The organism is Arthrobacter sp. Leaf141 (assembly GCF_001424565.1).
Classification (GTDB): Bacteria; Actinomycetota; Actinomycetes; order Actinomycetales; family Micrococcaceae; genus Arthrobacter.
The window spans coordinates 15,572-28,282 of record NZ_LMOL01000002.1; the positions used below are offsets into that span (position 1 = coordinate 15,572).

13 protein-coding genes are annotated in these 12,711 nt (G+C 67.5%); 10 read left to right on the top strand and 3 right to left on the bottom strand.

Going from position 1 to position 12,711, the window contains the following annotated elements:
* Window positions 1–115: 115 nt before the first annotated feature.
* The gene (locus ASF72_RS00345; protein WP_056595511.1) at window positions 116–1,147 is read right to left on the bottom strand and encodes a DUF808 domain-containing protein; all 1,032 of its coding nucleotides are present in this window, start codon (window positions 1,145–1,147) and stop codon (window positions 116–118) included.
* Between the two features lie 307 nt (window positions 1,148–1,454).
* On the opposite strand from ASF72_RS00345, the gene ASF72_RS00350 reads away from it, so the two are divergent.
* Window positions 1,455–2,027 carry a GNAT family N-acetyltransferase gene (locus ASF72_RS00350; RefSeq protein ID WP_056595514.1) on the top strand — a complete coding sequence of 191 codons (573 nt, stop codon included), beginning with the start codon at window positions 1,455–1,457 and terminating at the stop codon, window positions 2,025–2,027.
* Between the two features lie 184 nt (window positions 2,028–2,211).
* Here the strand turns inward: ASF72_RS00350 and ASF72_RS20825 are convergent, their stop codons facing one another.
* Window positions 2,212–2,841 (bottom strand): hypothetical protein, encoded by a 630-nt coding sequence (locus ASF72_RS20825; protein ID WP_235504619.1) that lies wholly within the window; start codon window positions 2,839–2,841, stop codon window positions 2,212–2,214.
* Window positions 2,842–3,085: 244 nt separating this feature from the next.
* Here ASF72_RS20825 and ASF72_RS00360 point away from each other — a divergent pair, with 244 nt between their 5' ends.
* From ASF72_RS00360 to ASF72_RS00375, 4 genes are read left to right on the top strand one after another with little or no spacing between them, the layout of a single operon-like run.
* Complete coding sequence (locus tag ASF72_RS00360) at window positions 3,086–4,198, top strand: PP2C family protein-serine/threonine phosphatase (protein ID WP_056595517.1); 1,113 nt, start codon at window positions 3,086–3,088, stop codon at window positions 4,196–4,198.
* Window positions 4,195–6,156: a glycosyltransferase family 2 protein gene (locus ASF72_RS00365; protein ID WP_056595520.1), complete on the top strand. Its 1,962-nt coding sequence runs from the start codon at window positions 4,195–4,197 to the stop codon at window positions 6,154–6,156. The genes ASF72_RS00360 and ASF72_RS00365 overlap by 4 nt, the downstream gene beginning before the upstream one ends.
* Window positions 6,156–6,488 carry an STAS domain-containing protein gene (locus ASF72_RS00370; protein WP_056595523.1) on the top strand — a complete coding sequence of 111 codons (333 nt, stop codon included), beginning with the start codon at window positions 6,156–6,158 and terminating at the stop codon, window positions 6,486–6,488. The genes ASF72_RS00365 and ASF72_RS00370 overlap by 1 nt, the downstream gene beginning before the upstream one ends.
* Window positions 6,481–6,906 (top strand): ATP-binding protein, encoded by a 426-nt coding sequence (locus ASF72_RS00375; protein WP_056595526.1) that lies wholly within the window; start codon window positions 6,481–6,483, stop codon window positions 6,904–6,906. The genes ASF72_RS00370 and ASF72_RS00375 overlap by 8 nt, the downstream gene beginning before the upstream one ends.
* Window positions 6,907–6,964: 58 nt before the next feature.
* On the opposite strand, the gene ASF72_RS00380 is transcribed toward ASF72_RS00375, so the two are convergent.
* A complete protein-coding gene (locus ASF72_RS00380; RefSeq protein ID WP_056595529.1) occupies window positions 6,965–8,206 on the bottom strand; it encodes a GAF domain-containing sensor histidine kinase in 1,242 nt (413 codons plus the stop codon).
* Window positions 8,207–8,451: 245 nt separating this feature from the next.
* On the opposite strand from ASF72_RS00380, the gene uraD reads away from it, so the two are divergent.
* From uraD to purM, 5 genes are all read left to right on the top strand, one after another.
* Complete coding sequence (gene uraD / locus ASF72_RS00385) at window positions 8,452–8,949, top strand: 2-oxo-4-hydroxy-4-carboxy-5-ureidoimidazoline decarboxylase (protein WP_056595532.1); 498 nt, start codon at window positions 8,452–8,454, stop codon at window positions 8,947–8,949.
* Window positions 8,946–9,284, top strand: a complete 339-nt coding sequence (uraH, locus tag ASF72_RS00390) for a hydroxyisourate hydrolase (RefSeq protein WP_056595535.1) — start codon at window positions 8,946–8,948, stop codon at window positions 9,282–9,284. Before uraD ends, uraH begins: the two co-directional genes overlap by 4 nt.
* 96 nt (window positions 9,285–9,380) lie before the next feature.
* Window positions 9,381–9,695, top strand: a complete 315-nt coding sequence (locus ASF72_RS00395) for a hypothetical protein (RefSeq protein WP_056595538.1) — start codon at window positions 9,381–9,383, stop codon at window positions 9,693–9,695.
* Window positions 9,696–9,742: 47 nt separating this feature from the next.
* Window positions 9,743–11,416: an amidophosphoribosyltransferase gene (purF, locus tag ASF72_RS00400; RefSeq protein ID WP_050686966.1), complete on the top strand. Its 1,674-nt coding sequence runs from the start codon at window positions 9,743–9,745 to the stop codon at window positions 11,414–11,416.
* Window positions 11,413–12,585: a phosphoribosylformylglycinamidine cyclo-ligase gene (gene purM, locus ASF72_RS00405; protein ID WP_050686968.1), complete on the top strand. Its 1,173-nt coding sequence runs from the start codon at window positions 11,413–11,415 to the stop codon at window positions 12,583–12,585. The genes purF and purM overlap by 4 nt, the downstream gene beginning before the upstream one ends.
* Window positions 12,586–12,711 lie beyond the last annotated feature (126 nt).

Sequence of the window (12,711 nt, forward strand, 5' to 3'; positions counted from 1 at the left end):
AGTGCCGGGCAGGGAAGACTACCCTGCGCGGCTGACGCCCGGCCCGCACACCACAACGCCTCCTCCTTCCTGGAATTTTCCAGAAAGGAGGAGGGCGTTTTCGGTGTGCCGAAGCTTACGGCATGTGGCCGGAGTCCCGTTCCGCCGCCTGATGGCCGGCGGCCGCCGAGTGGGCGTCGCTTTCCCCGTGCGCGTCATCGTTTTTGCCTTTGCCGAAGGGCAGTGCCTTCAGGAGCGGCTGCACCACAACCATCACCAGCAGGCCCCACGCCAGCCCCACGACGGCGGAGCACAGCGTGTTCACCAACCAGCCCAGGAAGCCGCCCACCACCGCGATCCCCGCGAAAGGGGCCTCCAGGGTGTGGATCAGGTCGTAGGGCTGGTGCCAGCCGAGATCGTGCGCGCCCTGCACCATGATGTGGCCACCGACCCACAGCATGGCCACTGTCCCCACCAGGGTGATGGTAGCCAGGACCGCAGGCATCCCCTTGACCAGCAGTCCGCCGAAACGCTTGGAACCGGCCGAGTCCTTGGCGCTCAGGTGCAGCCCGATGTCGTCCATTTTGACGATCAGCGCCACGGCGCCGTAAACGAGGACCGTGATCGCAAACGCGACAACCACCAGGATGAGGGCCCGGACCCACAGTGACTCATCGGCCACTTCGGTCATGGAGATGACCATAATCTCGCAGGACAGGATGAAGTCGGTGGTGATGGCGCCCTTGACCACCTTTGCTTCGGCCCCGGGTCCCCGGTCAACCGCAGGTTGGTCTTCGGCAGCCGCGTGGTGGCCGAAGAACTTGTGCCAGACCTTCTCGGCACCCTCGTAGCAGAGGTACGTTCCGCCCAGCATCAGGATGAACGGGATCACCGCGGGGATAAAGGCGCTGATAAGCAGCAGCGCCGGCAGGATGATGAGCAGCTTGTTCCGGAGCGAACCCCAGAAAATCCGCTTGATCATGGGCAATTCGCGGGACGGATCGGCCCCGGAGACGTACTGCGGGGTGACTGCGGCGTCGTCGATGACCACACCGGCGGCTTTGGCCCCGGCCTTGGCGGCGCCCGCGGCTATGTCGTCCACGGACGCGGCGGCGATGCGGGCCAGCGCGGCCACGTCATCAAGGAGCGCAACCAGGCCCCCGCTCACAGCTGGTCCCCAAGGTGGCTGGGGGCTGGCTTTTGGGCGTGGGCGCCTTGGACTGGGAGCACAATTAGCATGTTCGGAGTATATGGTGACTGGCAGCCCTTCGCAGGAAGCCCCGTCACGCTGCACCCTGCGGGGTTTTGCCTACCGCCGGAATGGGGCGGGCTCAGGCGGGGCGCAGCACACCCGGGACAGTTGAAAACCATCCCCGACCCGCCGAGAAGGATCCAGGCGCCGATCACCCGTTGCTGTTCCCTCCGCGCCCACCCCGGCTGTTGCCCGGCCGCAGGCCCGGTGGCAGGATGGCCGGATGGCGATCGAGGTCCGTCCGGCGACCGTTTTCGACGATGTCCGGACCATGGTGGGGCCCAAGCGGCCCGATGCCAACGTGTGCTGGTGCCTGAGCTACCGCATCCCATCGAAGGAGAACCAACAGCTGCACGGGACTGAACGCGGCGACCTGGTCCGGACGCTGGTGCGCCAGGACCCGCCGCCGGGTGTCCTGGCGTACGACGGCGGCGAGGCAGTGGGGTGGGCAGCGGTGCACCCCCGCGCGGACACCAGCTTTGCCGGGAACCGGCGGATCCCGCACGTGGACGAACTGGCGGTATGGTCCGTCTGGTGCATCCGGGTGCGGCCCGGGCACCGGAAGAAGGGCATCTCCCACGCGCTGCTGGCAGGGGCTGTGGACCTGGCCCGGAGCTACGGGGCGCCAGCCATCGAGGGCTACCCGGTGGACAACGCCGGCGCCAAGGTGGACCTCACCATGGCGTACGTGGGGACGCGGAAGCTGTTCGCCGACGCGGGATTCCGAAAGGCCGCGGACACCACGTCCGTGCTCAACGGATTTCCACGGGTCCTGATGCGGTTGGACCTTGACTGACAGGACCGCCGGTCACGGCTTCTTCCACCATTTGCCCGGCCAGTCCTCGTCGATGGCCCACAAGGCCAGCAGGAGGGCATCAGCCGTGATCAGCCCGGCGATGAAGTAAGCCCACCCCGTATAGTCCACGGCAATCTCCTGACCCGGTACGCCCCAGCCACTCGATTGCCTCCAAGTGTGCCACCTAGAGCGCCGGGATGGAACGGCTCCCGCCCGGAGACCTGAAGGGTTCCGCGAACCGGTGGTGCGCCTCTGTCTCAAGCTTCAGCCGGCGCGTCAGCAGTTCCACCCGGTCCGAGATCTCCGCGCCCACCATCAGCCGGTCACCCGGCCAGCTGGAAACCTCACGGGACTCGGCCAGCGCCCGCGACAGGGCCTTCGCCGCTGCCCGCACCCTGCGGGAGTGGGAGAAGAGCCGCCGGAGCGCCTGCAACTTCCCACCGGCCCTGGGCGGCCCACCCGGCCCCGGGGCATCTGCGGCGGGGCCGTTCCCGCCGGCCATCGCCGGCGCGGGCCCAGGACCTGCCTGCGCACCCGTCCCTTCGGAGGCGCCAGCGTGCCGGGGGTTCCGCCCCGGCAAGGCAGTGCCTTCCGCTGCGGTTTCGTCGTGGATTCCGGGCGCCGCATGGCGGCCACCGGCCTTCTGCGGTTGTTGCCCGGCCTCAACCGGCAGCCGGGCACCGGCCGACGCCGGGCTGCCGCCTGGCGCTCCGGCCGCACTCGCGGCGCCGGGCCCGCCGGCCGCCGTCGGCTGCGTGTCCGCCAGTTTTGCCCGGCTACCCACCGTGGTCCGCTGGTTCCTGTTCTTTCCCATGGCTGTCCCGCCCCTTCCCCAAGCGGCCCAGCTTCAGGTGGGGCCGCCGTCGGCCCGGTCTGCAGGAAAGCTGCGCCAGGATCCGAGTGTCTCCGCCCAGGCTCAACGTCAGGCCAAGCGGACGCAAAGATTGCCACAAGACTCCCTGCCGCCTCCGCGCCGGGCCCGGCACCGTTACTACGATTTCGGTGCGGTAGGGGCACTTTGCATGCCGCGCGGGCCTTAATGCGGTAGAAGTAGACCTATGGTCTCTCCCACCGAACTCCGCCGTGCCGTCGTCATCGAGGATGACCCCGACATCCGCGGCCTGCTGGTCCGGGTCCTGGCCAAGCAGGGGTTCGAGGTCACTCATGCCGGCACCGGGATGGCCGGCGTGGCCGAAGTCCGCCTGCAACAGCCTGACCTGGTCACCCTCGACCTGAACCTGCCGGACATCGACGGGCTGGAAGTCTGCAAGTTGCTCCGCGAGTTTTCCGATGCCTTCATCGTGATGCTCACCGCACGCGCCGATGAACTGGACAAACTGACCGGCCTGGACAACGGCGCCGACGAATACATCAGCAAACCCTTCAGCCCCCGCGAACTGCAGTCCCGGATCAACGCCCTGTTCCGGCGCAGGCCCTCCGCCGAGGCCGATTCGGCGTCCCGGAGCGAACTGCAAAGGGCCACCGAAGTGCAGCAAAGCCTGCTGCCCAAGGAAGACATCCGGGTGGCGGGCTATGACGTCGCCGGCCTGTTCAGGCCCTCCCGCAGCGTTGGCGGGGACTTCTACGACTGGTACCAGACCCCTGACGGCCTGCACCTGACCTTCGCGGACGCCATGGGCAAGGGCATGGGCGCCGCCCTGATCGCCGCCACCGTCCGGGCCGTGATGCGCTCCACCGGCCGCCGGCAGGACCTGGATGGCGCGTTCGCCGCCGCCAGCAAGGCGATCGCCACGGACCTGGACTCCTCCAATTCCTTTGTCACCTTGTTCCACGCCCGGCTGGCCGCTGCCACCGGGACCGTCAGCTACGTGGATGCCGGGCACGGACTCGCGCTGCACATCCAGGCCGGCGGCACGGCCCGCCGGCTTCCCTCCGGCGGACCGCCCGTGGGTGCCTGGGCGGGAACCCAATGGCCGCAGTCGGACCTGCTCCTGGCGCCCGGTGACTCCCTGGTGGTGGTGAGCGACGGCGTCCTGGATGTCTTCGAGTCCGTGGAAGCGTTCACCGCCGCCGTGCTCGAAGCGGCGCAGAACCAGGAATCGGCCCAATCCGCCAGCGGCGCCATCATGGCCCTGGCCCCCGCCGATACCGCCGAGGATGATGTCACCGTGGTGGTGGTCCGGCGGCTGCCCGAAGGTGCGGCGGCATGACCCGGTTCTGGACCCGGCTGGTGGTGGTGCTGACCGTCATCACGGGGCTGAACTACATCGGCTGGCGCTGGATGGCGTCCTTGAACTGGGAAGCCTGGTGGATTGCGCTGCCCCTGGTGATCGCGGAAACCTACAGCCTGATCGACGTGATGCTGTTCGGCATGACCGTCTGGCGGCTGAAGCTCCGCAAGGCCGCCCCGGTGGCGCCCGCGGACGCCACCGTTGATGTTTTTATCACCACGTACAACGAAGACCTGGACATGGTGATGACCACGGCCCTTGCTGCGCAGCGGATCAGGCACCCGCACAGCACCTGGATCCTGGACGACGGCGCCCGCCCGGAACTCAAGGCCCTGGCCGAGGAGCACGGGCTGGGCTACGTGACCCGCAGCGGGGACTGGACCGCCAACGTTCCCCGCCACGCCAAGGCCGGCAACCTGAACAACGCGCTGATGGTTACCCATGGCGAGTTCCTGCTCATCCTGGACGCGGACCAGATCCCGGAACCGGACATCCTGGAAAAGACGCTGGGTTACTTCACCAACGACAAAGTCGCCCTGGTCCAGACCCCGCAGTACTTCAGCAACGTCCCCGCCAGCGACCCCCTGGGCAGCCAGGCGCCCCTTTTTTACGGGCCCATCCAGCAGGGCAAGGACGGCTGGAACGCTGCCTTCTTCTGCGGCTCCAACGCCATCCTGCGCCGCGAGGCCCTGATGCAGCTGGGCCTGGTGGGGTACGTCAAGGAAACCGAGAAGAGCATCCGCCGGGCCCTGGCAGCATCCCGCTCCGCCATCCGGCAGGCCCGGAAATCCGCTGACGTGCAAGCGCCCCTGGTGGCCCAGGTCCTGGACGAAGTTGAAGCGGCCACCGTCGAGGCCCAACGACAGCTCGACGACGGCCAGTCCCTCAGCGAGCTCACCTACCGGGTCCGGCGCCGGGTGGACAGCGCCGTGCAGACCCTGGTGCTGGCGGACGTCGAAGCGCTGCAGTCCGACCTTGAGGAGATCTCCGCCATGGAACTCGCCCACGTGGGCGACTCCGGGGTCCCGGTCGTTGCGGACGATGCCGTGCAGCGGATGTCCGCCCGCGACTGGTCCCCGCTGGGCGCCCTGGAATCAGTCCAGGCGGTCCTCGACGCGCTGTCCGTGGAACGCAACGACGAGGCCCAGCCTGTGATGCCGCTGGCCACCATCTCCGTCACCGAGGACATGGCCACGGCGATGCGGATGCACGGCATGGGCTGGGAGAGCGTCTACCACCACGAGGTGCTGGCCTACGGCCTCGCGCCGGAGGACCTGCAGACCATGCTGACGCAGCGGCTCCGCTGGGCCCAGGGCACCATCCAGGTGCTGCTCCGGGAAAACCCGCTGGTGCAGAAGGGCCTGAAGCTTGGCCAGCGGCTGATGTACTTCGCCACCATGTGGACGTACCTGAGCGGCTACGCGGCAGTCATCTACTTCGCGGCCCCCATCATCTACCTCCTGCTGGGCATCCTGCCGGTCACCAGCCTCAGCTGGGACTTCTTCATCCGCTTTATCCCCTTTATGGTGGTCAACCAGATCCTGTTCGCCGTGGCCGGCCGCGGCATCCCCACCTGGCGGGGCCAGCAGTACAGCCTGGCGCTGTTCCCAACGTGGATCAAGGCCTGCTCGACGGCGGCCCGGAACGTCTGGTTCGGCCGTCCCCTCGGGTTCGCCGTCACCCCCAAGAACCGCCAAAGCGGTGGCCCCAGCTGGAGCCTGATCCAGCCCCAGATTGTGGTGGCGATCCTGCTGGCGGTGGCCGCCGTCGTCGGAATCATCCGCCTTGCCACCGGCCTGGCGGAACCGCTGGGCACACTGGTCAACGTCGCCTGGGTCATTTTCGACCTGGTGGTGATGAGTATCCTGGTCCGCGCCGTGCTCTACAAGGGTTACGAACCGGCCGCAGAACCTGCAGCAACAGAGAGGGAATCCTGATGGAATTTAGTTATGAGGCCAAGGACTCGTATGCGGAAGTGAAGGCGGACGGGCGGCTGAACATGGTCTCTGCCCCCAAGCTGCGCGAGTTCGTCACCGACGTGATCGCCGGCGGGTCCAACCGGATTGTGGTCAACCTCGAAAACACTGCCTTTATGGACTCCTCAGGCCTTGGCGCGCTCATCGGCTGCCTCAAGGCCGCACGGCAGGCCGGCGGCGACCTCCGCATCGCCGCGGTCCAGCCGCAGGTGCGGATGGTCCTGGAGCTCACCAGCATGGACAAGGTCCTCACGGCCTACCCTTCCGCCGAGCAGGCGTTCGGCAATGACTGAGGTCCTCGCCTCCCGCAGCTTCCGCGGGCCCGCCGCCGACGACGCCATCGAGTCCGTCCACAACGACCTGGACAGCCTCTGGCTGGACGTCCCCTTTGTGCACGACATGGACCAGATGACCTTTACGACGGCGGTCATCGAGTCCGCGTCCAACATCGTCCAGCATGCCGAGCCGGCCGGCCGGGACGCCGTGGAGCTGGGCGTGGACATCACCGTCCAGCCCACCTTCCTGCAGGCCCGTGTGAGCGCCTTCAACGCCAAGCCGCCGTTCGGCCCGATGGAACCGGCCACCCCCGGCGAGGAAGCCGAGTCCGGCCGCGGGCTCGCGCTGATCCAGGCCCTCGTGACCACCGTGACCTTTGAGCGGCAGGACGGCACCAACACCTGGGTACTGTCCAGGACATCGGCACAGACTTAGTCCGCGCCCGGGCGCGGACAGGACGGGGCGCCTGCTGGGCGCCGGGAGCCGGCCGGCCCTAGTTACCCGTTGGGAACAGCACCGACACCGTGGCGCCGCCGCCCGGTGTCCCGCTGATCACCAGGTCCCCGCCGTGGGCCTGGGCGATGCGCTCGCAGGTGGCCAGACCCAGTCCGGTTCCCGCGCCGTCGCCCGGCCGCCGGAGGCGGACCAGCGGCTCCACTGCCCGTTCCCGGTCTTCGGGGCTGATGCCCTTGCCGTTGTCCGCGACGTGCAGGATGACGCCCCGGGCCTTCCTGGTGGCGCTGATGAGCACCTGGAGCTCCCGGCTGCTGCTGCTGTAGTTCAGGGAGTTGGCCAGGAGGTTCTGGACCAGGGTCCGCAGCTGCGCCCTGTCGGCGAACATTTCCGCGTCCTCGCAGGTGATGCCGCTGGCCCCGCCAAGATCCAGGCCCAGGTCCTGGGCGGCTTCGGCGGCCACGGCCAGCAATGACACCCGCTCGCGGTTCAAGGCGCCGTTGGCCCGGGAGTAGTTCAGCACGTCCTCCAGGGTGCCCAGCATCCTGCGGCCGCCGCTGCCGATGTAGTCCAGGTACTCGGCCGCCGGGTGGCCCGCCGGGATATCGGGGTCGTCCTCCGCCAGCTCCACGTAGCCCAGGATGGTGGTGAGCGGGGTCCGCAGGTCGTGGCTGACGCGGCCGGCAAATTCCGCCAGCATGGTGTTGCTGCGCTGCAGCTCCTCGAGGGCATTGTTAAGCTGCAGCGTGCGGTGCTGCAGTTCCAGGAGTTCAACCACCTGCCGGGCCAGCACCTCCAAGAGGTCGATCTGTTCCACGGACGGCGCGTGCATCTGGTCGGAAAAGATGCACAGCGAGCCCAGCACCAGCCCTTCCGACGTCTCCAGCGGGACCGATGCGTAGAAACGCACTTCGGCAATTTCACCTGTCACAAAGGGGTTGCCCGCGAACCTCGGATCCGTGGACGCGTCCTGAACCACCGTGGTTGATCCACTGAGGAAAACGGCCGCGCACATCGAGTCCTCGCGGGAGCAGATCCCGGCGTTCACGCCTGAAGCGGCGATCTGCAGTTGCTGATCGGCGGTGATGATGTTGACGACGCTGTACGGCACCCCGCAAAGCGACGCCGCCAGCCGGACAAGATTGTCCAGCGAAGTCTGCGCCCGGCCGTCCAGGAGGGCCGGAACTTTGGTGCCGCTTTTCGGCAGCAGTCCGTATTCCTGCAGGTCAGAGTCACGCACCGCGTCGTCACCGGTCAGCATCTGCACAGCTGTCCCGTTCATGTTTCAGTTGCTCCCCAAAGTTGTTGCCAACGGGGCAAGGCCCCTTCCGGTGATGATACCCAATGCCCGGACGCCTTGCTGTAGCCTCTTGACACGGCACCGCACCCTGTCCTTCAATATTACGTATGCTGAAATAACAGTTCCATGATGCGGAAGCCTGGCGTGCGCAAGCCGATGGGTGCCGGGAACTCCGGCCTCCGCATAGCCGTCACCATGGATGCCAGCATTCCAAGGAAGCAGCCAGCATGAAGCTTGCCGAATTTAACGCCGCGGATCCCTCCGCCGCCGCCACCACCCTCCGGCCCTGCGTCGACGTCACACGCTGGGTGGACGCCGTGGCCGCGGCCCGCCCCTTCGCGTCCAAGGCCGCACTCCTCAAGTTCGCCTCCTCGGCGGCCGATCCATTCAGCGCCGCCGAGGTCGAAGCTGCCCTCGCCCACCACCCGCGGATCGGGGAACGCCCGACGGCGGCCGGAACCGAAGCGGCCATGTCCCGGTCCGAACAGGCTGGGGTGGACCCTGCCGACGCCGACGCCGCGACAGCCCTCGCCCACGGCAACAGGGAGTACGAGGAGAAGTTCGGCCGGGTCTTCCTGATCCGCGCGGCCGGACGCACCGCCCCGGAGATCCTTGATTCCCTGAACCGCCGGCTTACCAACTCCCCCACCGAGGAAGACACCATTGTGGCGCAGCAGCTGCGCGAGATTGCCGTACTTCGGCTCGAAGGACTGATCAGCGAATGAGCGTCTCCCACGTCACCACCCACATCCTGGACACCGGCGCCGGCCGCCCCGCGGCGGGAGTCGCCGTCGTGCTCTATGCAAAGGACGCCGAAACCTGGCAGGAGCTGGCCCGCTCCACCACCGACGCCGACGGCAGGGCCAAGGACCTGGGACCCGGGCAGCTCGAACCCGGGCACTACCGGCTCAACTTTGCCACCGGCTCCTATTACGCCGGGCTGGCGACGGCAACGTTCTTCCCCGAGGTGGACCTGGTTTTTGAAGTCTCCGGGCCCGAGCACTACCACGTGCCGCTCCTCCTGAGCCCCTTCGCGTACTCCACATACCGCGGCAGCTGATACCCGCCCGTTGCGCTATCACTTATGGTCGCCATCCGTCGGTTTTAGGAGCCATAAGTGATAGGGCAACGGGGGAGCGAATGTAGGCTTGATGGCATGTCTTTGAACCAACCCCCGGCCGAGCGGCGGGAAGTAACCGTCCGCCGTGCACCCAAGTATGTGCCGTTCCTGATCCTGGGGGCACTGGTGGGCGCCGGCGCCGCCGCGGTGGTGGCGTACGGCCTGCCCGGTGACCAGAGCTTCGATCCGGGCGCCGTGTTTGGCTTCTTTATGGTGATGTTCGGCGCCGGCGGCGCAATCCTGGGCGCCGTGCTGGCCCTGGTCCTGGACCGCCGCAGCGTGAAGCGGCAGCAGCGTGCAACGGTGGAGGCCGTGCCGGATTCCGAGCCGGACACCGATCCACGGTCATAAACGGGCCACCGGAAATCTCCTACCCCATCTCATGAGATAATCGACCAGTGGCACGCGGCGATGGAAAACTTTCCCATGATCTTCTCCCTGGCGAAAAAGGCCCGCAGGACGCTTGTGGCGTCTTCGGAGTCTGGGCACCAGGTGAAGAAGTAGCAAAACTCACCTACTACGGGCTGTATGCGTTGCAGCACCGCGGACAGGAGTCCGCCGGCATCGCTACCAGCGACGGCAAACGCATCAACGTCTACAAGGACATGGGCCTGGTATCCCAGGTCTTTGACGAGACGACGTTGAATACCCTGACAGGGCACCTGGCCGTCGGCCACTGCCGTTATTCCACTACGGGCGCCAGCCACTGGGCCAACGCCCAGCCCACCCTTGGCGCCACCGCCACGGGCACCGTGGCACTGGCCCACAACGGCAACCTGACCAACACGGCCGAGCTCAACGCCATGATCAGTGAGCGCAATGGCGGCCAGCTCAGCGGCGAGATGAAGCAGGGCAACACCTCGGACACCGCCCTGGTCACCGCGCTGCTTGAAGGCGAAGCCGGAAAGACCCTTGAGCAGACGGCAATCGAGCTGCTGCCCAAGATCAAGGGCGGCTTCTGCTTTGTGTTTATGGACGAAGGCACCCTCTACGCAGCCCGCGACACCTACGGCATCCGCCCGCTGGTCCTGGGCCGGCTGGAGCGCGGCTGGGTGGTGGCCTCCGAACAGTCGGCCCTGGCCACCGTGGGCGCCAGCTTCATCCGCGAGATCGAGCCGGGCGAATTCATCGCCATCGACGAGGAAGGCGTGCGGTCCCAGCGCTTTGCGGAGCCGACGCCGGCCGGTTGCGTTTTCGAATACGTCTACCTTGCCCGTCCGGACGCCGCCATCGCGGGCCGTTCCGTCTATGAGTCCCGGGTGGAGATGGGCCGCCAGCTGGCCCGCGAAAACACCCAGGAGGCCGACATCGTGATCCCGGTCCCCGAATCCGGGACCCCCGCCGCGGTGGGCTACGCCGAGGAATCCGGCATCCCCTTCGCGCACGGTTTCGTCAAGAACTCCTATGTGGGGCGGACCTTCATCCAGCCGTCGCAGACGCTGCGGCAGCTGGGTATCCGGCTCAAGCTCAATGCCCTGGAATCCGTGATCCGCGGCAAGCGTGTGGTGGTGGTGGACGACTCGATCGTCCGCGGCAACACCCAGCGGGCCATCGTCAGGATGCTCCGCGAAGCCGGCGCCGCCTCCGTGCACGTAAAGATCTCCTCCCCGCCCGTCCAGTGGCCCTGCTTCTACGGCATCGACTTCGCCTCCCGCGCGGAGCTGATCGCCAACGGCGCCACCATCGACGAGATTTCCCAGGCCATTGGCGCCGATTCGCTGGCCTACATCTCCGAAGACGGCATGATCGGAGCCACCCGCCAGCCGCGGGAACGCCTCTGCACCGCCTGCTTCACCGGCAAGTACCCCATCGAGCTGCCTGGTTCGGACAAACTGGGCAAGAACCTGCTGGAACGGACGGACCTGGGTGGCCTCGCGCCGTCGTCGTCCGCCCTTCCCGGCGAGACTGCAGCCCTGGCCGTCGATTCCCACAACGACCCCGCCGAAAAGGCAGGCGCCACCGGCTGCGATCCCGGCCCGGACGCCGAATTTGAGAACCTGCTGACCGAAGCCGACATGGTGCCTGACGTACACGCCAGCGCCGCCGGCGCCGACAAGAAAGAGTCCGTATGACTTCCGCCAACACCGCCGCCGGGCCCGCTTCCGAGAAGCAGGGACAGATCACCTACGCCTCCGCAGGTGTGGACGTTGAAGCCGGCGACCGCGCCGTCGAGCTTATGAAGGGTGCCATCAAGGCCACCCACAACTCCTCGGTGATCGGCGGGGTGGGCGGCTTCGCCGGCCTCTACGACGTCTCGAAGCTGCTGACTTACAAAAAACCGCTGCTGGCCACGTCCACGGACGGTGTCGGCACCAAGGTGGCCATCGCCCAGGCCATGGACATCCACGACACCATCGGGTTCGACCTGGTGGGCATGGTGGTGGACGACATCGTGGTGGTGGGCGCCGAACCGCTGTTTATGACCGATTACATCGCCTGCGGCAAGGTGGTGCCGGAACGCATCGCCGACATCGTCCGGGGCATCGCTGCTGCCTGCTCCGTGGCGGGCACCGCACTGGTGGGCGGCGAGACCGCCGAGCACCCGGGCCTGCTGGGTGAGCACGAATACGACGTCGCAGGTGCTGCCACCGGCGTGATCGAGGCCGACCAGCTGCTGGGCCCGGACCGGGTCCGCGCCGGCGACGTGGTGATCGGCATGGCGTCCTCCGGCCTGCACTCCAACGGCTACTCCCTGGTCCGCCGTGTCATCAACCACGCCGGCTGGGCCCTGGACCGCCAGGTTTCCGAGCTGGGCCGCACGCTGGGCGAGGAACTACTGGAGCCCACCCGCGTCTACGCAGCGGACTGCCTTGACCTGGCCCGCACCTTCCCGGTCAGCGCCTCCGCCGGCGGCGGCGCAGCTGTCCACGGCTTCAGCCACGTAACCGGCGGTGGCCTCGCCGCAAACCTGGCACGGGTCCTGCCGCAGGGCCTGGTGGCCACGGTGGACCGCGCCACGTGGGAACTTCCCGCCATCTTCAAGCTGGTCTCCGAGCTGGGCAACGTCCCGCTGGCGGACCTCGAGCGTACCCTGAACCTCGGTGTGGGCATGGTGGCCATCGTCTCACCGCAGGCCGCTGACGCCGCTGTTGCCCGCCTCAACGACCGTGGCCTGCCGGCCTGGGTCATGGGCACCGTTGCGGCCGACTCCGACTCTGTCGACAAAGCCGGCCCGGATTACGTCCAGGGCGCCAAGGGCGTGGACGGCGGCGCCGTCCGCCTGGTCAACGCCTACGCCTGACCCCGCCTGGCCGGTACCTTCCGGTTTCGCTGCGGCAGCCCTGCGAAGCTTTAGCAGGGCTGCTGCGGCGCAACTGCGGCCGGGCGCCTTGTCCGGATTCCGGAGCCGCCCGGGCAGGCACAAAAA